Source organism: Pseudarthrobacter sp. 01T43 (assembly GCF_056398665.1).
In genome coordinates this window covers 1-20,045 of sequence record NZ_JBFTPV010000026.1, presented here as the reverse complement: position 1 = coordinate 20,045, position 20,045 = coordinate 1, and the positions used below count along the sequence as shown (strand labels likewise).

Annotated in this window: 18 protein-coding genes and 1 rRNA gene; 7 read left to right on the top strand and 12 right to left on the bottom strand. The window is 65.6% G+C overall.

From position 1 onward, the window contains the following. Positions 1-62 precede the first annotated feature (62 nt). Positions 63-1,703, top strand: a complete 1,641-nt coding sequence (locus AC1DIM_RS17415) for a sensor histidine kinase (protein WP_477711756.1) — start codon at positions 63-65, stop codon at positions 1,701-1,703. After that, on the top strand, positions 1,700-2,413 hold the full coding sequence (locus AC1DIM_RS17410) for a response regulator (RefSeq protein ID WP_477711755.1): 714 nt from the start codon (positions 1,700-1,702) through the stop codon (positions 2,411-2,413). The genes AC1DIM_RS17415 and AC1DIM_RS17410 overlap by 4 nt, the downstream gene beginning before the upstream one ends. Here AC1DIM_RS17410 and AC1DIM_RS17405 read toward each other — a convergent pair. Next, positions 2,410-4,308 carry an acetate--CoA ligase gene (locus AC1DIM_RS17405; RefSeq protein ID WP_477711754.1) on the bottom strand — a complete coding sequence of 633 codons (1,899 nt, stop codon included), beginning with the start codon at positions 4,306-4,308 and terminating at the stop codon, positions 2,410-2,412. The two genes, AC1DIM_RS17410 and AC1DIM_RS17405, sit on opposite strands and share 4 nt — an antisense overlap. 174 nt (positions 4,309-4,482) lie before the next feature. Between AC1DIM_RS17405 and AC1DIM_RS17400 the strand changes: the two genes are divergently transcribed. Genes AC1DIM_RS17400 through AC1DIM_RS17385 form a run of 4 tightly spaced genes read left to right on the top strand, consistent with a single transcriptional unit; the run spans position 4,483 to position 8,766 of the window. Further along, on the top strand, positions 4,483-5,139 hold the full coding sequence (locus AC1DIM_RS17400; protein ID WP_477711753.1) for a GntR family transcriptional regulator: 657 nt from the start codon (positions 4,483-4,485) through the stop codon (positions 5,137-5,139). Then, a complete protein-coding gene (locus AC1DIM_RS17395; RefSeq protein ID WP_477711752.1) occupies positions 5,132-6,652 on the top strand; it encodes an MmgE/PrpD family protein in 1,521 nt (506 codons plus the stop codon). The genes AC1DIM_RS17400 and AC1DIM_RS17395 overlap by 8 nt, the downstream gene beginning before the upstream one ends. Before the next feature lie 34 nt (positions 6,653-6,686). Further along, entirely contained in the window at positions 6,687-7,592 is a 906-nt protein-coding gene (prpB, locus tag AC1DIM_RS17390; RefSeq protein ID WP_477711751.1) for a methylisocitrate lyase, read from the top strand. A gap of 34 nt (positions 7,593-7,626) precedes the next feature. Further along, the gene (locus tag AC1DIM_RS17385) at positions 7,627-8,766 is read left to right on the top strand and encodes a bifunctional 2-methylcitrate synthase/citrate synthase (RefSeq protein WP_477711750.1); all 1,140 of its coding nucleotides are present in this window, start codon (positions 7,627-7,629) and stop codon (positions 8,764-8,766) included. Positions 8,767-8,836: 70 nt separating this feature from the next. Here the strand turns inward: AC1DIM_RS17385 and AC1DIM_RS17380 are convergent, their stop codons facing one another. From AC1DIM_RS17380 to AC1DIM_RS17335, 10 genes are all read right to left on the bottom strand, one after another. Continuing rightward, the gene (locus tag AC1DIM_RS17380; RefSeq protein ID WP_477711749.1) at positions 8,837-9,322 is read right to left on the bottom strand and encodes an 8-oxo-dGTP diphosphatase; all 486 of its coding nucleotides are present in this window, start codon (positions 9,320-9,322) and stop codon (positions 8,837-8,839) included. Position 9,323: 1 nt separating this feature from the next. Beyond that, positions 9,324-10,322, bottom strand: a complete 999-nt coding sequence (xerD, locus tag AC1DIM_RS17375; RefSeq protein WP_477711748.1) for a site-specific tyrosine recombinase XerD — start codon at positions 10,320-10,322, stop codon at positions 9,324-9,326. After that, positions 10,322-10,984, bottom strand: coding sequence for an NUDIX domain-containing protein (locus AC1DIM_RS17370; RefSeq protein ID WP_477711747.1), 663 nt, complete (start codon positions 10,982-10,984; stop codon positions 10,322-10,324). The genes xerD and AC1DIM_RS17370 overlap by 1 nt, the downstream gene beginning before the upstream one ends. A gap of 25 nt (positions 10,985-11,009) precedes the next feature. Next, positions 11,010-12,770, bottom strand: coding sequence for a CTP synthase (locus AC1DIM_RS17365; RefSeq protein WP_477711746.1), 1,761 nt, complete (start codon positions 12,768-12,770; stop codon positions 11,010-11,012). 89 nt (positions 12,771-12,859) lie between these two features. Then, on the bottom strand, positions 12,860-14,599 hold the full coding sequence (recN, locus tag AC1DIM_RS17360; RefSeq protein ID WP_477711745.1) for a DNA repair protein RecN: 1,740 nt from the start codon (positions 14,597-14,599) through the stop codon (positions 12,860-12,862). A 3-nt stretch (positions 14,600-14,602) separates the two neighbouring features. Next, positions 14,603-15,628, bottom strand: coding sequence for an NAD kinase (locus AC1DIM_RS17355; RefSeq protein WP_477711744.1), 1,026 nt, complete (start codon positions 15,626-15,628; stop codon positions 14,603-14,605). A 13-nt stretch (positions 15,629-15,641) separates the two neighbouring features. Further along, entirely contained in the window at positions 15,642-16,454 is an 813-nt protein-coding gene (locus AC1DIM_RS17350) for a TlyA family RNA methyltransferase (RefSeq protein ID WP_477711743.1), read from the bottom strand. A gap of 2 nt (positions 16,455-16,456) precedes the next feature. Continuing rightward, positions 16,457-16,687 carry a hypothetical protein gene (locus tag AC1DIM_RS17345; RefSeq protein ID WP_477711742.1) on the bottom strand — a complete coding sequence of 77 codons (231 nt, stop codon included), beginning with the start codon at positions 16,685-16,687 and terminating at the stop codon, positions 16,457-16,459. Positions 16,688-16,704: 17 nt separating this feature from the next. Continuing rightward, the gene (locus AC1DIM_RS17340) at positions 16,705-17,694 is read right to left on the bottom strand and encodes an HAD-IIA family hydrolase (RefSeq protein WP_477711741.1); all 990 of its coding nucleotides are present in this window, start codon (positions 17,692-17,694) and stop codon (positions 16,705-16,707) included. A gap of 6 nt (positions 17,695-17,700) precedes the next feature. Next, the gene (locus AC1DIM_RS17335; protein ID WP_477711740.1) at positions 17,701-18,597 is read right to left on the bottom strand and encodes a hypothetical protein; all 897 of its coding nucleotides are present in this window, start codon (positions 18,595-18,597) and stop codon (positions 17,701-17,703) included. Between AC1DIM_RS17335 and AC1DIM_RS17330 the strand changes: the two genes are divergently transcribed. Continuing rightward, positions 18,562-19,953, top strand: coding sequence for a hypothetical protein (locus AC1DIM_RS17330; protein WP_477711739.1), 1,392 nt, complete (start codon positions 18,562-18,564; stop codon positions 19,951-19,953). The genes AC1DIM_RS17335 and AC1DIM_RS17330 overlap by 36 nt on opposite strands. Before the next feature lie 6 nt (positions 19,954-19,959). Here AC1DIM_RS17330 and rrf read toward each other — a convergent pair. Then, positions 19,960-20,045 (bottom strand): 5S ribosomal RNA (gene rrf, locus AC1DIM_RS17325); the annotation flags it as partial.

Below are 20,045 nucleotides of genomic sequence, written 5' to 3'. Positions count from 1 at the left end.
CATCATTGGGTACGCAGTGACCCAGCTCACCGTTGCGTTCATATTGGTCGTGGAAGGTACAAATGATCCACCGCTGGAGTATCGCCCGCCGGCTGTTTGTGGCCAATCTCTTGATCGTGCTTGCCTTCACCGCGATCGTGGGCACTGCGACCTACGTTGATGCCCGGGACCGCAGCTATGACGAAGCCGGGCGGCGGATGACCGGGGTGGCGGCCGCGGTGGCCGCCAATCCCCTGGTCCTGCAGGCTGCTGACTCGCCGAATCCGACGGCGCTGCTGCAGCCCTATGCGCTGGACGTCATGGCGGGTTCCGGAGCGGATTTCGTGACGATCATGGCACCGGACAGGACACGCTGGACACATCCACGGAATGAGGAACTCGGCAAGCCGTACATCGGTTCCATCGATGCTCCTCTGCGCGGGGAAGTGTTCACCGAGGTCACGGCAGGCACGCTGGGGCCTTCCGTGCGGACGGTTGTCCCGGTCAAGGATGCTGCAGGCAACGTCAAGGCCCTCGTGGCTGCCGGCGTCACCGTCCGGACTGTCGACGTTGCCTTGTCCGGCCGGTTGCCGGCACTGCTTGCCATCGGCGGGGCCCTGCTCGTGGGCGGTTCACTGGCCTCCTGGCTGCTGGGCCGTTACTTGCGCCGCGTGACCCGGGGCTGGGGCCCGGAGCAACTGGCGCAGCTGTTCGCTTATTACGAGTCCGTGCTTCACTCCGTCCGGGAGGGCCTCATCCTCATCGACACCAAGGGCAGGGTGGTGATGTACAACGACCAGGCCGCGGACCTGCTGGGACTGGAGCAGCGCGGCTCGGACGACGACCCCTCACGGCCACCGCTGCTGGCGGACCTCCCGCTGGCACCGAGCCTGAAGGGTCTCTTCGAATCGGGCCGGACCGCCCACGACGAGATCCACCTGACGGGTCCGCGGATCGTTGTGGTGAACCAGGGCCCGGCCGTTGGCCCGGCCTCCCCCGGCATCCGCCGCCCCGCGGTCTTCGGGACGGTTGCCACCATCCGCGACCGGACGGAGATCGAGTCACTGGGCAGTGAACTGGAGACGATGCGGACACTGTCAAATGCCCTCCGTGCCCAGACCCACGAGCACGCCAACCGCCTGCACACCATGGTTTCACTGCTGGAACTGGGCCGCACCCGGGAGGCCCTGGAATTCGCCACCAAGGACCTCGAACTGAGCCAGCAGCTCACGGATGAGATGGTGAGCTCCGTGGACGAGCCTGTGCTCAGCGCCCTGATCATGGGGAAGGCGGCCGAAGCGAATGAACGTGGCGTCAAGCTGACGCTCGCCGCCGAGGGCTCTGCGTCAGTCACGGGCCTCGCTGTGCAGGACCTTGTCACCATCCTGGGAAACCTGCTGGACAACGCCATCGACGCGGCTGCGGACGGCGCAGCACCCAAGTCGGTGCAGCTGACCGTTGAGTCCGACGCCGAGGGCCTGGACATCACCGTGGAGGATTCCGGCCCGGGCGTGGACCCGGCCGCCGTGGAGGATATTTTCCGGCACGGCTTCAGCACCAAGGCAGCAGGTCCTTTCGGACGCGGCATCGGACTGGCCCTCGTCCGCCAGGCCGTGCAGCGCCTGAACGGTACCATGACCATCACAGGCAAGCACGGCGCACGCTTCCATGTCTTCCTGCCGGCCCTGGCCACCGGAATCGATCAAGAGGAGCAGGTCCTGTGAGTGATATCCGTGTCCTCGTGGTGGAGGACGAACCGGTGGCATCGGCCGCCCATGCTGCCTATGTGGGCCGAATTCCCGGGTTCTCGCTGGCAGGTACCGCACCGGATGGCCAGTCCGCGCTCAGGCTCCTGACCGAACTCACGGCCGCCGGCCAACCGGTGGAGCTCGTCCTGCTGGACATGAACCTCCCGGATCTGCACGGCTTGGACATTGCCCGCCGGATGCGGGCCGCGGGGATCCTGGCGGACATCATCGCCATCACGGCCGTACGCGAGGTGGCGATCGTCCGGAGCGCCGTTGCCATCGGCGTGGTCCAGTACCTGATCAAGCCCTTCACGTATGCCACGTTTGCGGACAAGCTGGGCAGCTACCGGCTGTTCCGGCAGCAGCTGGCGGCGCCGGCCTCCGGGGCGGGCAGGGCCGGGGCGTCCCAGAGCGAAGTGGACCAGGCGTTCGCAAGCCTCCGCGCGCCGTCGGAACTTCCGTTGCCCAAAGGCCTGTCCGGCTCCACCCTCGACTCCGTCAAGGAGTACCTGAAACAGCAAGGGAGCGCGGTTTCGGCCACTGAGGTCATGACTGCGCTGGGCATGTCGCGGGTGACCGCCCGCCGCTACCTCGAATACCTTGCCGACGCCGGCACCGCCACGCGGGCACCCCGCTACGGCACGCCCGGGCGTCCGGAGAACGAATACGGCTGGAACCGGTCCTAGGCGGCGCCGTCCGGACGCAGCACGCCCAACAACTGTCCGATCACGTCCGGGTCCTCAATCGTGGAGGGCACAACGTACTCGTCGCCGTCGGCGATCTGCCGCATTGTCTTGCGCAGGATCTTGCCCGACCTGGTCTTGGGCAGGGCCTGCACCACGGTTGCGTGTTTGAAGTCGGCCACGGGCCCAATATCCTTCCGTACCAGCGCAACCAGCTCGCGGACCAGCTCGGCTTCGTCGGTGTCCACTCCGGCTTTGAGCACCACGTAGCCGCTGGCACGCTGCCCCTTGAGGGGGTCCGCCACCCCGATCACGGCGCACTCCGCCACAGCGGGGTGGCTGGAGATGACCTGCTCAATCGCACCAGTGGATAACCGGTGGCCGGCCACGTTGATGATGTCATCGGTGCGGCCCATCACAAAGACGTAGCCATCGGCGTCCCGGTAGCCGCTGTCGCCCGTCACGTAGCTGCCCTCGAAAGCCGCCAGATAGGAGGAGACGTAGCGCTCATCGTTCTGCCAGAGCGTGGTGAGGGTGCCGGGAGGCAGCGGCAGCCCCAGGACGATGTTCCCCTCCTCCCCCTGCCCCACCGGCTCGCCGGAACCGTCCACGATACTCAGGGCATAGCCGGGCATGGGCACGGTGGGTGAACCGGGTTTGAAGGGCAAATCCTCCAAGCCGCGGGGGTTGGCGCAAATCGCCCAGCCGGTCTCGGTCTGCCACCAGTGGTCCACCACGGGGATGCCCAGCGCCGCGCCGGCCCAGCGGTACGTCTCCGTATCGAGCCGTTCCCCGGCGGCGAACAGCGTCCGGAGGCTCGAGATGTCGTAGCGGTCCAGCTCTGCGGCCTGCGGGTCGGCCTTCCGGATCGCCCGGAGGGCAGTAGGTGCCGTGAAGAGGACATTCACGTGATGGTCCTGGACAACACGCCAGAACGCGCCGGCGTCGGGAGTTCCCACCGGCTTGCCTTCGTAGAGCACCGTCGTGGCGCCGGCCAGCAGGGGGCCGTAAACGATGTACGAGTGGCCTACCACCCAGCCGACATCCGATGCCGTCCACATCACGTCGCCGGGACCAATGTCGTAGATGTTCGCCATGGTCCAGGACAGGGCTACTGCGTGGCCGCCGTTGTCCCGCACCACTCCCTTGGGAGTCCCAGTGGTGCCGGAGGTGTAAAGGATGTAAAGCGGATCCGTGGCGGCTACGTTGACGGGGGCCGCAGGAACCGACTGTTCCATTGCCTGGTCCCAATCGAGCCATCCCGGGTAGCCGGACAATACGGTGGCGAAACCTTCCCGGCTCTTGACGATGACCGGGAGCGTGCCGGCGCTGCTCAGTGCCAGTGCTTCGGCAACGGCAGGCAGATACTCCACCCGCCGGGAAGGTTCGATGCCGCCCGAGGCGGTGACAATGACGGAAGGCTTGGCGTCGTCAATCCGGGCTGCCAGCTCCTTCGGCGCGAACCCGCCAAACACCACTGAATGCACCGCCCCCAGCCGCGCGGCCGCCAGCATGGCAATGGCTGCTTCGGGAATCATGGGCATGTAGATGACCACGCGGTCGCCCTTGCCCACGCCCTGCGAGCGCAGCACCCCGGCGAAGCGTGCCACGAGTGCGGTCAGCTCGGCGTAGGTGAAGCTGCGTTTGATTCCCAGCATCGCGGAATCGTAGATGAGGGCGTCCTGGTCACCGCGGCCGGCTTCGACGTGGCGGTCCAGGGCGTTGTAGGAGGTGTTCAGCATGCCATCTGGAAACCAGCGGTACAGCGGGGCCGCCGAGTCATCCAGCGCCTCAGACGGTTCCCTGCTCCACGCCACTGCCCTGGAGGCCTCCAGCCAAAACTCGTCCCGCTTCTCCAGGCTCCGCGAATAGGTTTCCTGATAGTTCGTGCCGACCATGATGAGCTCCCGTCCACGCTGACATTTGCCCTCCATGCTAGGCGCAGATTTCCCGCCACACAAGGGTTGTGTATACATAACCGTCTTGGAAAACCCTATTGGCGCTAAAGACTGGGCCTAAACCCGCTTTTGTGTATACACTGGGAATGATCCACGGAATGAAGGGAGGGAACCTTGCGAGCCAGCGACAGAGCCTATGCGGCACTCCGCGAAGACATCATCGAATGGCGCCTCGCGCCAGGTACCGTCCTTGCCGAAGTGGAACAATCTGAACGCCTCGGCGTGTCGCGCACCCCGGTCCGGGAGGCGCTCAGCAGGCTGAACGCCGAGGGACTCACGACGGCGGCGGGCGGCCGCGGCGTCGTCGTCACCGATATCTCGCTGGACGATATCGACGAGATGTTCGAACTCCGGGTAACCCTCGAGGGCAAGGCGGCGGCCCTCGCCGCCGAACGGGGCGAGCGCGCGGTGTTCGAACAGCTTCATGCCGACCTTCTGCGTGCCCCCGAACTGATCAGCCAGGATGATCCCGCACGGCATGCCTACTACGCGCTGGTAGGTCGCCTCGATGAGGCGATCGACGCCGCAATCTCCAACTCCTACCTCGCTCAGGCGATGCGCAGCCTGCGGGTCCACCTGGTCCGGGTCCGCCGCCTCGCGGCCGATGACGCACCGCGACTGAACGCGGCCGCCGTCGAACATGCCGCGATTGCCGAGGCCATCGCCGCCGGTAACGCCAAACTCGCCGAAGCTGCCACCACCGTTCATCTGCACCGCAGTCTTTCCCACGTCAAAGCCACCCACTCACCTACTGAGGAGCACCATGGTTAAGCTCAACCACGTCCGTGTCTACAAGAGCGAAGAGAACCTCGCCCGTGAAGACCAGCTGGCCCACAAAATCGCAGAGGTCGCCGCCGACCCCGTCGAGGTCACCCCGGAGGTCACGGAGATGGTCATCAACCGGGTCATCGACAACGCCTCCGTTGCCATCGCTTCCCTGAACCGCGGGCCCATCGTCGCCGCCCGCGCCCAGGCACTGACCCACGCACCCACCACGAACGGCAAGGGCGCCGGCGTCTTCGGCATCACCGACAGGGTCTCCCCCGAATGGGCAGCCTGGGCCAACGGGGTGGCCGTCCGCGAACTCGACTACCACGACACCTTCCTCGCTGCTGACTACTCGCACCCCGGGGACAACATCCCGCCGATCCTCGCCGTCGCACAGCACGTCGGAGCAAACGGCAGGGACCTGATCCGCGGCATCGCCACCGGCTACGAGATCCAGGTCAACCTGGTCAAGGCCATCTGCCTGCACAAACACAAGATCGACCACGTGGCGCACCTCGGCCCGTCCGCCGCTGCCGGAATCGGCACGCTCCTGGGCTTGGACGTCGAAACCATCTTCCAGTCGGTCGGCCAGGCGCTGCACACCACCACCGCCACCCGCCAGTCCCGCAAGGGCGAAATTTCCACCTGGAAGGCCCACGCTCCCGCTTTCGCCGGCAAAATGGCCGTAGAAGCCGTGGATCGTGCCATGCGCGGCCAGACCTCCCCCGTGCCGATCTACGAAGGCGAAGACGGTGTCATCGCCTGGATGCTGGATGGCCCGGATGCCTCCTACGAGGTGCCGCTGCCCGAAGCCGGCGAAGCAAAGCGCGCCATCATGGACACCTATACCAAGGAACACTCCGCCGAATACCAGGCCCAGGCCTGGATCGACCTGGCCCGCAAGCTGCACAAGGAGCACCCGGAGGCTACCGACCCCGCCAACGTGAAGTCGGTCCTGATCAAGACCAGCCACCACACGCACTACGTGATCGGTTCCGGCGCCAACGACCCCCAGAAGTACAGCCCCACGGCCAGCCGCGAAACCCTGGACCACTCCATCCCCTACATCTTCACCGTCGCCCTGCAGGACGGCTCCTGGCACCACGTTGATTCGTACGCCCCCGAACGCGCCGGCCGGCCCGACACGGTGGAGCTGTGGCACAAGGTCACCACCGAGGAAGACCCGGAATGGACCCGCCGCTACCACTCGCTGGACATCTCGGAGAAGGCCTTCGGGGGATCCGTGGAGATCACCCTGAACGACGGCACCGTCATTACCGATGAGATCGCCGTGGCCGACGCGCACCCGCTGGGAGCCAGGCCCTTCGCCCGCCAGCAGTACATCAACAAGTTCCGCACACTGGCGGCCGGGCTCGTCACCGAGGAGGAAATCGAGCGTTTCCTCGCCGCCGCCGAAAGCCTCCCGGACCTGGGCCCGGGCGAGCTTGACCAGCTGAACATCACCGCCGCCCCCGGCGTGATCAACCTCAGCGACGCACCCGCCGGCCTCTTCTAGGCCCACCTTTTCCGACCTCCGACAGGGAGAACCCATGCTGTATTCCAAGACAACTCCGGAGCAGAAGCGCGTCGCCCTGCGCCAGATGCTCGCCTCCGGCACCATCCAGCAGTTCCCCGGCGCCTTCAGTCCGCTCTCGGCACGGCTGATCGAGGAAAAAGGCTTCGCAGGTGTGTACATCTCAGGCGCCGTGCTGGCCAATGACCTTGGCCTGCCGGATATTGGATTGACCACACTGACCGAGGTGGCCACCCGGGCCGGGCAAATCGCCCGCATGACCGACCTGCCCTGCCTGGTGGACGCGGACACCGGGTTCGGCGAGCCCATGAACGTGGCACGCAGCATCCAGGAACTCGAAAACGCCGGCCTGGCCGGCTGCCACATCGAGGACCAGTTCAACCCAAAGCGCTGCGGCCACCTGGACGGCAAGAATGTCGTTGATCTGGACACCGCCACCAAGCGCATCCGCGCAGCAGCCGATGCGCGAAGGGACCCCAACTTCCTCATCATGGCCCGCACCGACATCCGGGCCGTGGACGGGATCGCGGCGGCACAGGACCGCGCCCGGGCCCTGGTGGAGGCCGGCGCGGACGCCATCTTCCCGGAGGCGATGCGGGATCTGTCAGAGTTCCAGGCCATCCGCGATGCCGTGGACGTGCCGGTCCTGGCCAACATGACCGAATTCGGCAAAAGCGAWCTCTTCACSRYYGAMCAGCTGCAGTCCGTAGGCGTCAACATGGTGATCTACCCGGTCACCCTTCTGCGCATTGCCATGGGAGCTGCAGAGCGTACGCTGGAAACAATCAAGGCAACAGGGTCGCAGGAAGCACAGGTGGAGAACATGCTCACCCGTGCGCGGCTCTATGACCTTGTGGACTATGAGGCCTATAACCACTTCGATACCGGCGTTTTCAACTTCCAGATTCCCGGCGTCCGCTAGGACCCGAACCCCCGCAAGAACGAAGGAGTTCAACATGGCTGCTGAAGATATCAAGAAGGGCCTGGCCGGCGTCGTGGTGGACTACACCGCGGTCTCCAAGGTCAACCCGGACACCAACTCGCTGCTGTACCGCGGCTATCCGGTCCAGGAGTTGGCCGCAAAGTGCAGTTTCGAAGAGGTGGCGTACCTGCTCTGGAACGGCGAGCTGCCGACCCCCGATGAGCTTGCGGAGTTTACCAAGCGCGAGCGCGCCGGCCGTGCCCTCGATCCGGTGGTAAAACAGGTTATTGACGCCCTGCCCACCACCGCACACCCCATGGACGTGTGCCGCACGGCAGCGTCGGTGCTGGGGGCGCGGCATAAGCTCGCCGAGGATTCCTCGCCGGAGGCCAACATGGCCAAGGCCGTGGATCTTTTCGCCGCCATGCCCGCAGTGGTCGCCTACGACCAGCGGCGCCGCCGCGGCCAGGACCTGGTGGAACCGCGCGAAGACCTGGGCTACTCAGCCAACTTCCTGTGGATGGCATTCGGTGAAGACCCGGTGGACGAGGTCATTGAAGCCTTCAACGTCTCGATGATCCTGTACGCCGAGCACTCGTTCAACGCTTCGACGTTCACGGCACGGGTAGTAACCTCCACCCTTGCTGACCTTCATTCGGCTGTGACGGCTGCAATCGGCGCCCTCAAGGGGCCTTTGCATGGGGGCGCCAACGAGGCAGTGATGCACACCTTCGACGAGATCGGCATTCGGCCCGAGGAATCGCTGGAGGAGGCCGCCGCCCGGGCGAAGACCTGGATGGAGGACGCCCTGGCCCAAAAGAAGAAGGTTATGGGCTTTGGCCACCGCGTCTACAAACACGGCGATTCCCGGGTCCCCACCATGAAGGCCGCGCTGGATAAGATGATCGCCCACTACGGCCGGCCGGAGCTGCTGGGGCTGTACAACGGCCTCGAGCAGGCCATGGACGAGGCGAAGGCCATCAAGCCAAACCTGGACTACCCGGCCGGGCCCACCTACCACCTCATGGGCTTCGATACCCCCACGTTCACGCCGCTCTTCGTGGCCAGCCGGATCACTGGCTGGACCGCGCACATCATGGAGCAGGCCGCCGCGAACTCGCTGATCCGGCCGCTGAGCGAATACAACGGTCCGGAGGAACGGCACGTGCCGTAATCCCCACCAGCGTACGACGGCGGGCCGGTCACCATACGAAGGTGGCTGGCCCGCCGTCTGTGTATCGGCGTCAGCGGGTCAAGTAGTCCAGCACTTCGCGGACGGTTTCGTTGTCATCGTTCAGGACCACCGTGAGGCGCAGCACGGACCCGTCCAGCGCCAGCGGAAGCCAGTGGGCTGCGTCCTGCCACATTCGCTCAACCGGCAAGGATCCGACGTCGAACCATTCCGGTGCGATCTCCACGCTTTCAGATGGCTCACCGTCCCAGCGCTCCGCCACGAACAGGCGGGTGGTCATGTTCCAGTCCGGCCGGGCCGGGAAGTCGAAGACCACCACGCCGGCGTCGCGGAGATCCGTTTCAAGGACCACCACGCCGGCTTCCTCCTGCACTTCGCGGCAGGCAGCCTCTTCATCAGTCTCCCCCGGCTCCACGTGGCCGCCAAGACCAACGATCTTGCCCATCCCGAAGCCGGTTTTCTTCGTTCCCAGCAGGACCTGGGGCACGCCGCGCACGGTGCGGGTGAGAAAGCACAACGTGACGGGAGCGCCAGCCATGTCAGCCAAGCGCCCGCGGGTGGGCGGCGGCGTAGATTTCGCGGAGGGTGTCCGCTGTGACGAGGGTATAGACCTGGGTTGTGGTGACCGAGGCGTGGCCCAGCAGTTCCTGCACCACACGGACATCCGCTCCACCCTCCAGCAGGTGCGTGGCGAAGGAGTGCCTCAGGGTGTGTGGCGACACGTCCTTGGTGATGTTGGCTCTATCAGCTGCCGCCTTCAGGATGGTCCAGGCGCTTTGCCGGCTAATCCTGCCGCCCCGCGCATTCAGGAAGAGAGCAGGTGTGCCTTTGCCCTTTGCCGCCAGCAGCGAGCGGCCCCGCACGAGGTAGGCTTCCACGGCCCGCGCTCCATAGGAGCCGAGCGGCACCAGCCGTTCCTTGGACCCCTTGCCGAACAACCGGACCACTGCAGGCCCTGCTTCCAAGTCCTGCAGGGAAATATCGTCCACGTCCAATCCCACGGCCTCGCTGATCCTGGCCCCGGTGGAATAGAGGAACTCAAGCAGGGCACGGTCCCGGAGACCCGTGGCGGTGTCTGTGCCGGCCGCTTCAAGGATGCGGGTGACTTCGTCCACGCTGATGGCCTTGGGCAGTCTTTTGCCCGGCATGGGAGGGTGGACGTCGCTGGCGGGATCCGTCGTCGTCAGCCCTTCGAGCGCCCAGAACTTGTGCACTCCCCGGACAGCCACCACGGTCCTGGCCGCAGATCTGATGCCCAGGGCAGTGCCGCCGTCGGAACCGTCGTTGAGGGCCAGCACAAACCCCGTCACATGGTGGCGGGTGATCTGGTCGGGGCTTTGGCAGTCCAGTGCTGTCAGATAGCGGGAGTACCGTGCTAGGTCACGGCCGTAGGCAGCCAGCGTGTTCGGGGCCAGACCGCGTTCGACGCCCATGTGCTGGAGATAGGCCGTGACGGCACGGTCGATGGGGGTCTGGGGAGGAACGGTCGGCGCGGGGGCTTCCGGGGCTGCGGCTTCCGCTGACGGAGCGGCCGTCATCAGCGCTGGCTAGGGTGCGCAGGCCAGGATGCGCTGGCGGGGCGCAGTCCGGCAAACCCGTCTGCGCGCGCCGCCGCTGCGGCAAGAACTCCGACGACGGCGGACGGGTTGTGCAGCCGTCCGGCCAGGACGGCCGCCACGGCTTCGTCGAGGGCGATCCAGTGGAATTCGATTTCCGCTTCCTCATCGGTGCGTTCGTGGCGCTCATGGTGAGGCACTTCGGTGAGGTCGCGTGCCAGGTAGATCCTGATGGCCTCGCTGGAGGACCCCGGTGAATTGAAAAAGTCGGCCAGGACGTTCCAGGTGGCGGCCGCGAGGTCTGCTTCTTCAGCCAGCTCGCGGGCGGCGCCCACCACAAAGTCCTCGCCTTCCACGTCCAGGAGGCCGGCCGGGATTTCCCAGAGGTCCATGCCCACGGGGTGGCGGTACTGCCTGATGAGCAGGACCTGACCGGCCTCGTTCATCGGCAGAACCGCAACGGCGCCGGGGTGGTCGATGTAATCCCGGGTCAGGGCCTCGCCGGTCTCGCTCAGCTGGAAGCTGTCACTGACAACGTCCCAGATCCGGCCTTCATAGACCTTTTCCGTAGACAAAAGACGGCGCGGGCTCGGTGCATCCGAAACCTGCTTCGCAGCTGGGGTTATCTCAGGTGTACCGGGCATCGCGCCGTCCTCTACTTATTCGGTTCTACTGTGCGGCAACCGTACGTGACGGCTTGGCTGCCGGTGCGTCCTGTGCGTTCTGGTTCTGTGCATTCTGGTGGTCCAGCGCGGCTTTGATCAGCCCGCTGAAGAGCGGGTGGGGCCGGGTGGGACGCGAGCTCAGTTCCGGGTGCGCCTGGGTTGCCACATAGTACGGGTGGACTTCGCGTGGCAGTTCAACGTATTCCACGAGTTTGCCGTCCGGTGACGTGCCGGAGAACACCAGTCCCTTGGCTGCGATCTGCTCGCGGTACTTGTTGTTGACCTCGTAGCGGTGGCGGTGGCGTTCACTTACGGTCGTCTTGCCGTAGGTTTCTGCGATGACGGAACCTTCGTCGAGCTTTGCCTCGTAGAGGCCCAGGCGCATGGTGCCGCCGAGATCGCCCTTGCCTTCCACAATGTCCAGCTGCTCTTCCATCGTCGCGATCACCGGGTACTTGGAATCGGGTTCGAATTCGCTGGAGGATGCACCTTCGAGGCCCACCACGTTGCGCGCATATTCGATCACCATGCACTGCAGGCCCAGGCAGAGGCCCAGGACCGGCAGCTTGGTTTCGCGTGCGTACTTGAGGGCGCCCAGCTTTCCTTCGAGCCCGCGGATTCCGAAGCCACCGGGCACGCAGATGGCGTCCACGCCGTCGAGGGACGCCACTGCGCCCTCATGGGTTTCGCATTCATCCGACGGCACCCAGCGGATTTTGACCTTGGTGTCGTTGGCGAAGCCGCCGGCGCGCAGCGCCTCGGTCACGGACAGGTAGGCGTCCGGGAGGTCGATGTACTTGCCCACCAACGCGATTTCGACGAAGTGCTTGGGGTTGTGGACTGCTTCGAGCAGCTTGTCCCAGCTGGTCCAGTCAACGTCCTTGAACGGCAGGTCCAGGGCGCGGACGATGTAGGAGTCCAGGCCCTGCGTGTGCAGGGTCTTGGGGATGTCATAGATGCTCGGCGCATCCGGGCAGCCGATCACGGCTTCGATGTCGACATCGCACATACGGCCGATCTTGGCCCGCATGGCTTCGGGCACTTCGCGGTCCGAGCGGATCACGATTGCCTCCGGCTGGATGCCGATGGAGCGCAGGGCCGCAACGGAGTGCTGCGTCGGCTTGGTCTTCAGTTCCTGCGACGGCCCGATGTAGGGAACCAGCGAGACATGGACGAAGAAGACGTTGCCGCGGCCGACGTCCTGGCGGACCTGGCGGGCTGACTCGAGGAAGGGCTGCGATTCGATGTCGCCGACCGTGCCACCGATTTCGGTGATGATGACGTCCGGCGCATTCTTGCCTTCAGCAGGCAGGCGCATGCGGCGCTTGATCTCATCGGTGATGTGGGGAATGACCTGGACGGTATCGCCGAGGTATTCTCCGCGGCGCTCCTTGGCGATCACGGTGGAATAGACCTGGCCGGTGGTTACGTTGGCCGAGCCTTCGAGGTTCTCGTCGAGGAACCGCTCGTAGTGTCCGATGTCCAGGTCGGTTTCAGCGCCGTCGTCCGTGACGAAGACTTCACCGTGCTGGAAGGGGTTCATCGTGCCCGGATCCACGTTCAGATAGGGATCGAGCTTCTGCATAGTTACAGACAGGCCGCGTGCCCGCAGGAGGTGACCCAGGCTCGAAGCCGTCAGTCCCTTACCGAGCGAGGACGCCACACCACCGGTTACGAAGATGTGTTTGGTCGTCTTGGACGAGCCCGGAAACCGGGAATTTACACGGGAATTTGATCGCTGCACCACGGAATTCGAGCCTATCATCAATTGAGCCTTTCCCGGATCAGGAACTGGTTCCCCAAATGATCCAGTGTGCACGGAAGGGCCCCCTGCGATCAAGGGTTGGCCACGGGTCAGGCCCGCTGCGGCAGCAGTTTTGCGTCGTCCAAGAGCTCCTGGGCGTGCGCCTGCGCGGATTCGGAGTCCTCCTGGCCTGCGAGCATGCGGGCGAGTTCCTTGACCCGCTCCGTGCCATCGAGGAGTCGAACATCACTGGAGGTGAACCCGGTGGCGGTGCCGCCGTCGGCTCCCCTGACCGACGTTTTGGTGACGGTGATGTGTTGGTCGGCGAACGCCGCCACCTGAGGCAGGTGGGTGACCACCAAAACCTGCACGTGCCGGGCGAGCATGGCCAGCCGGCGTCCGATCTCGACGGCGGCACGCCCGCCGACGCCGGCGTCCACTTCGTCGAACACGAAGGTGGGCACCGGGTCCACCGCTGCCAGCACCACTTCGATGGCAAGCATCACACGGGACAGCTCACCGCCGGAGGCACCCTTCCCAAGCGGCCGCGCCGGGGCCCCGGAGTGCGGCTGCAGCAGGAACGAGATCTCGTCAGCGCCGTATGGGGTTAGCTGTCCGGCAGCTTCGAGATTGATCTTCAGGGTGGCGTCGGCCATGGCCAGCGCCTTGAGCTCGGCGCTCACGCGGCCGGAGAGGTCCTTCGCCGCCTTGGCCCGGATCTTGCTGACGGCGGCGGCCTGCTTCCGCAGCTCCGCCTCGGCCCGGACAACCTCGGCGTCCAGGGCTTCGATGCGGGTGGAATCGTCCTGCAGTTCGTCGAAGCGGACGCGTGCGTTCTCGGCCCAGACCAGGACTTCGTCGATGCTGGGGGCGTACTTTCGGACCAGCTTGGCCAGGGCTGCCCTGCGGTCCTCGATTTCGGCGAGCCGCTCAGGGCCCTCCGAGTCCAGACCGGCCTGATAGCTGGCCAGTTCCGTCGCGATGTCGTTGAGCAGGAAGCCCACGTCGGCCAGACGTGCAGCGGCTGCTCCCAGCTCGGCGTCGTGTTCAGCCACATGCTCGAGCGTCCGCTTCGCGGCGTCGACGAGGGTGGTGGCATCGCCGGCGTCACCGTAGTCCTCCGCAATGAGGGCCTGGTGCGCGGTGCTCGCGGCGATCCTGAGTTCCTCCACGTTGGCCAGCTTCATGGCCTCGGCCTTCAGGGATTCATCCTCCCCCGGCTGCGGATCCGCTTCGTCAATCTCGGCCAGCGCGGTTTCCAGCGACTCGGCCTCGCGGATCCTGTCCCGGGCGGCGCTGCGGAGGGTTTCCAGCTCCGCCTGGCTGGCCTTCCAGTGGCTGTACAGCGACTGGTAGGTGCCCAGCGGGCCCGACAGTGTGTCGCCGGCAAACTTGTCCAGGGCGCCGCGCTGTGCAGCCGCGCCCTTAAGCCGGATCTGGTCTGACTGGCCGTGGACCACCACGAGGGTTTCGCCGATCTCGGCGAGGACACCCACCGGCGCTGCACGCCCGCCCAGGAAGGCACGGCTGCGCCCGTCCGCTCCGAGGCGGCGGGCGAGGATGAGTTCCGCGCCGCCGTCGACCTCTTCGACGTCGGCACCCGCGTCCACTGCCCGGGCAATCGCCGGGTGCCCGGCGTCGAGCCTAAGCACGGCTTCCGCAGTGGCGCTCTTGGCGCCGCTCCGCACCGCCCCGGCGTCGGATCTGGCCCCCAGCAGGAGGCCAACGGCGGTGACCACCATCGTTTTGCCGGCACCGGTTTCGCCGGTGACGACGCTGAGCCCGGGGCCCAGTGGGAGGGTGGCGTCGGTGATGACGCCCAGATCGCGGATTCTCAGTTCTTCAAGCATGGTTCACTTTGCGTTCGCGGGATCGGTTTCGTCTTCTGGCTGGTCTTGGGAGGGCACCTGAAGCGGCGGCATCGGGGAGGGCGTCCTGACTACCGGGATGGGGCCGGTGTGGATTGCATCCGACTGGGGAACCGGCCCGCGCCAGCCGTGGATGGGCAGCTCGAACTTGCGGACCAGCCGGGCGGAAAACGGCGTCTGGTGGGTCCGTGCGAGCCGGACCGGGGTGGGGGACTTTGTCACTTCCACGCGCGCGCCGGGCGGGAGGTCCACGGACCGGCGGCCGTCACACCAGAGCACTCCCTCGGCACCGGTCCGGGTGAGGACTTCCACTGCCAGCCGCGACCGGGGTGATACCACCAGGGGCTTGGCGAAGAGTGCGTGGGCGCTGATGGGAACAATCACCAGGGCCTCGACCTCGGGCCAGACCACAGGCCCGCCTGCGGAGAAAGCGTAGGCGGTGGAGCCGGTGGGCGTGGCCAGCACCACACCATCGCAGCCGAAGGAAGAAAGGGGCCGCTCGTCCACTTCGGTGACCAGCTCAAGCATGCGTTCGCGATTGCCCTTTTCGATGGCAGCCTCATTGAGGGCCCACGTGTGCCAGATCTTTTGGCCGCGGACCCAGACCTGCACGTCGATGGTCATCCGCTCTTCCACCGTGTAGTCGCGGCGGGCAATCCATTCCACAGTCTGCGCCAGGTCCGCCCGCTCACTCTCGGCCAGGAACCCTACGTGTCCGAGGTTGACGCCCAGCAGCGGAACGTCGACTTCCCGGACCAGCTCGGCGGCGCGCAGGATGGTACCGTCACCACCCAGGACCATAACGAGCTCCACGTCCGGCAGCCGCACATGGTCGTGCAGAATTTCCACCGGCTGGGTGAGGTGGCCGAAGAATCTTTCCATGTCCGCCAGCTCGGATTCCTGCATCACCGGGATGATTCCTGAGTCATGGAGCTGGGCGCAGGCCTCCCAGGCAGCCTTCAGCGATTCCTCGCGGCCAGTGTGGGCAAGGACAAGTACTCGCCTGGTCATCAGGTTCAGCTTTCTAGTGGTTCGGCCAGATTCGTCCAAGCAAGCCGTCAAGGGCTGCCTGGCGCTCTTCGATCTTAGGCAGGTCCTGCGTCATCCTGCGCTTTATCCACAGGAAGTATTCGACGTTTCCGTCCTGGCCGGGCAGTGGGCTTGCCGCCAATCCGCACAGGTCCAGTCCGGCGTCGAGCGCTGAATTGGCGACTTTTTCCACGGCCATCCGGCGTTCGCGTTCAGAGTTCACCACCCCGGTGCGGCCCAGCCGGTCCTTACCGATCTCGAACTGAGGCTTCACCATCAGCACCAGGTCACCGCCAGGTTGTGTGCACAGGGCCAGCGGGTGGGCCACGAGGGTCAGCGAGATGAAGGAGAGGTCGGCCACCGTAATTTCGGCCTGTCCGCCGATATCCGCCGGCGTCATGTAACGCACGTTCATGCCTTCGTGAACGGCGACCCGGGCATCCTCGCGGAGCTGCGGCACCAGCTGTCCGTGCCCGACGTCGACCGCCACCACGTGTGCCGCACCGCGCCGAAGGAGCACTTCAGTGAAGCCGCCGGTGGACGCACCGGCGTCCAGGCACCTTTTCCCTTCAACGATGATCTCCGGGAAAGCATCCAGCGCTCCCGCGAGTTTATGGCCGGCGCGGCTGACGTAGCTGTCCTCGTCGGTTTGCTCGACGTCCAGGTCCTTGTCCTCCGGCACCTGGAGGGAGGCTTTGGAAAGGACCTGCCCCGCGGAGCTGACTTTGCCCTCAGCGATCAGTGCGGCGGCGTGGGTCCGCGACCTCGCCAGGCCGCGGGCCACCAGGGCCTGGTCAAGCCGTGCCATGCTTAGGCCTTTCCTTCGCCGTTGGGAGCGTCTTCGTTCAGCGCCTGAAGCAGGGCATCGTGCAGTTCCGCATAGACCGCCTCGTGTTCTGCGACAGGCCTGTCCGAGACGCCATCCAGGGCCGCAGTGATTGCCGTAATCCCCGGATCGCCGATGGTGTGTGCGGCGGTCCCGGGCCATTCGGGTGCTTGCTGGGCTGGTTCGGGGGTGTGCTCGTGGTTCAGCTCAGTCATTGGACCAGTCTACTGATTCACTGAGTGCGCCATTCGAGTTGGGGCGCCCGGGCCTCGGCGGTTTCCGGTACGGCGGCCCACCATGCGGCACAGGCAGCCCGCCAGGCATTGAGGTCATCCTCACGGCCTTGGACGCTGACGGTCTCCCCTTCGGCCCGTGCCGTGGCGTCGCCGCACCGGTACGTTCCGTCGGTGTTGTTTACGGCGGGGTAGGGCCGGTGGAGGTCGCAGAGTTCGCTGATCATGTAGTCCGGGCGTTCTGCAGTACGCGCAGCGAGGATGGTCTTTTTATTGTCCACGCCGGTCAGCACGGCCACAGTGGCAAAGCCTGCATTGTTGCCGCCGAGGATGTCGGTGTCCAGCCGGTCGCCCACTACCAGCGGGCGTTCAGCGGCAAGCCGTTTGGCCGCGGCATGGAAGAGCGGGGCCTCGGGTTTCCCGGCGACGAGTGGGGTCTGGCCGGTGGCTGCCTTGACGGCTGCCACCAGGGTTCCGTTTCCGGGGGCCATCCCGCGTGGCTGCGGAATGGACATGTCCGTATTGGTGGCCACCCAGAGCGCACCGGCAGACACAACGTAGGACGCCTCGGCCAGCTCCGTCCACCCAATCCCGGGGTTGAACCCCTGGACCACAGCCACCGGGTCCTCGTCCTGGCTGTTGACCGGTGTGAGGCCCACCCGCTCGATCTCCTCCGCCAGCGCCGGGCTGCCGGTGATCAGTACCTTGGCTCCGGGGGGCAGCATCGAGGACAGCAGTTCGGCGGCCGCCTGCGATGAGCTGACCACTTGGTCGTCCTCCGCCGGCGCTCCCAGTTCACGGAGGTGGGCAGCAACCTGTGCAGGTGTGCGGGACGCATTGTTGGTCACATATCCCAGGCCAATGTCCAGGCCGGCCAGCTGCTGCAGCGACTCCACGGCGCCGGGGATGGCGTGCGGGCCTGCGTACACCACGCCGTCGAGGTCTGCCAGAAGCGCGTCAAACAGGGAGATCAGGGAAACTTCAGTCATAGCAGGCTAGCTGTCCTGTCGCTCGGAGTGGCCGGCGTCGTCGGCGTTGCCGCCGTCGAAGTCGCCGGCGTCGGTTGAATCCTCGTGGACTGAGTCGTCGTGATTCGAAGCCGGCCCTCCGGAAGAATCGGAGTCGAGCTCATCCGATTCGACGGAGTCCTCATCAGACTCTGCGTCATCGGACTCGAAGTAGTCGGATTCCACGTCATCGATGGCGGCGTCCACACCGGCTGTCCCGTCAGGGGTCTCAGCGGAGGTTTCCGTCCGGGCTGCAAAAGCGGCGGACTTGGCCTCAGTGGCTCCGGCAGCACGTTCCAGCAGGCGTCGCCGCTGGGCTTCCTCGCGGGCTTCCTCTTCCTCGTCCCATCCCAGATCCACGATGTCCGGTTCCTCGTCAACACCGAGACCGAGGGCGTTCTCAGCCACCACGGCCTGCTTTTGCCATTTGGCGGCTTCCTCCTGGCGGCCCACCGCGGCCAGGGCGTCACCGTAGGCGCGGAACAGCCGGGGGCTATAGGAAAACGCGCGGTTGATGTCCAGCTGGGCGATTTCAAGCTCAGCCACGGCAGCGTCCAGCTGGCCGAGATCTGTCCGGGCTCCTGCCGCCACAATGGCCAACTCGGCCTTGCCGGGAGCGTCCAGGTCATTGGCTTCCTCGGAACGCACTACGTCGAGGGCACGGTCAGGCCGGCCCAGGCCACGTTCGCAGTCCGCCATCACGGGCAGGTGGACGTTGGAACCGCTGATGCGGCGGTAGGTCCGGAACTCGCGCAGCGCCTCGCCGTAGTGTCCTGCCGCGTAAGCGGTCAGTCCGACGGCCTCACGGACGGCAGCCAGCCGGCCACCACGCCGGCTCGCGGCGAGGGCATGCTGGAAGGCAAGCTCGGGTTCTTCATCAATCAAACGGCCGGCCATCACCAAGTGACGGGATACCCACTCCGCGCTCTTGGCTTCCAGCGTCTTGATTTGGTGCTGGGTGGCGCGGTCAAGTTCCTTGCCCGTGACGTCCTCGTCGATCTCAGGGGAACGTTCGCGATCGGGTCGGTTGGCGCTGCGAAGATCACGCGCATTGGGAACACGCGCCGGACGGTCCTCAGCACGGTCCCGTCCGAACTGGCGGGGACCGGAGTCACCGCGGTCGAAACTGCGGGGTGCACGGTCCTGGCGGTCGCCGAAGGGCTTGCGGTTGTCGCCACCGGAGAACCCGCGTCGTTCACCGTCGCCTTCACGACGTGGACGATCACCGTAAGGCTTCCGCTCGCCTCCACCGCTGAAGGGCTTACGCTCTCCCCCGCTGCCACCAAAGCTGCGTCGTTCACCGTCGCCTTCGCGGCGCGGACGATCACCATAAGGCTTGTTGTCACGGTCGCCGTAAGGCTTCCGCTCGCCTCCACCGCCGCCGAAGCTGCGACGATCGCCTTCACCTTCACGACGTGGACGGTCACCGTAAGGCTTGTTGTCACGGTCGCCATAGGACTTGCGCTCTCCGCCACCACTGAACGGCTTACGCTCACCGCCACCGCCACCGCCGCCGAAGCTGCGTCGATCGCCTTCACCTTCACGACGTGGACGGTCACCGTAAGGCTTGTTGTCACGGTCGCCATAGGACTTGCGTTCTCCGCCACCACTGAACGGCTTACGCTCACCGCCACCGCCACCGCCGCCGAAGCTGCGACGATCACCCTCACCTTCACGGCGCGGACGATCACCATAGGACTTGTTGTCACGGTCGCCATAGGACTTGCGCTCTCCGCCACCACTGAACGGCTTACGCTCACCGCCACCGCCACCCGCTCCGCGCTTCGGACCCTCAGAACTCCGATCATCACGGGAACGGAACCCCCGCGGTTCACCGCCGGAATTGTTTGTCCCGCGGAAAGGGCCGCGGTCGTTGCCGCCGCGATTGCCGCCGTTGTGCTCAGCCATGGGGATTCCTCCTGTTATGAGCCGACCACTGGCGCAATCGCAGCCGCTCGTTCCGTGTTTCGTTCTCCTACGCAACCCGAAATCAAGCGCTTCGAAGTCCGTACATCTCAGTCAATTCTAAGCGAGACGCCACCGGCGCATGACATAGATCCGCTTGCAGACCCCGGTCGTGGGAATGTTCACATCTCCTGGAAGGCTCTCGCAGTTGCTGCGGGTTTTCCCGGGACGCTCTCGCGGGTGGGTGTGGGGTGTGGGTGGTGGTCTGGGTTTTTGGTKTGTCTGGTTAAAGTGGGAGACCCCCTGACACGTGTGTGTCAGGGGGTCTCGACCTGAATGGTGTTCCGGCGGTGACCTACTCTCCCACACCCTCCCGGGTGCAGTACCATCGGCGCTGTGGGTCTTAGCTTCCGGGTTCGGAATGGGAC